Annotated in this window: 1 pseudogene; it reads left to right on the forward strand. The window is 54.0% G+C overall.

Features of this window, described 5'->3' with window-relative positions:
• Positions 1-59 precede the first annotated feature (59 nt).
• A pseudogene (locus J0A66_RS22075) lies at positions 60-365 on the forward strand (TonB-dependent copper receptor); the annotation flags it as partial.

Genomic DNA, 365 nt, shown 5'->3' on the forward strand with positions numbered 1-365 from the left:
TATTTAGCTTTGGGCCTTTGGCTTAGGCCAGCGTGCCCCTATGTAAACGGAATCAAACAATGAACAAACACACCACTTTTCGTGTCAGCGCCCTGAGCCTGGCCCTTTTCTCTGCGCTTTCCTATGGCGAACAAGCACAACAACATGACGAGTTAGAAACTATTATCGTCAGTGGCGAAGCCCTTAGCCTACCCAACCAGGTCATTACCGATGCCAAGCAGCCGCGCCAGCCTTTGCCGGCTCACGACGGTGCCGATTATCTGAAAACCATCCCGGGCTTTTCTATGGTGCGTAAAGGCGGGGCCAGCGGCGATCCAGTCTTCAGAGGCATGGCAGCGTCACGCCTGACCATTTTAAACGACGGC

The organism is Bowmanella dokdonensis, assembly GCF_017254865.1.
Lineage (GTDB): Bacteria > Pseudomonadota > Gammaproteobacteria > Enterobacterales > Alteromonadaceae > Bowmanella > Bowmanella dokdonensis.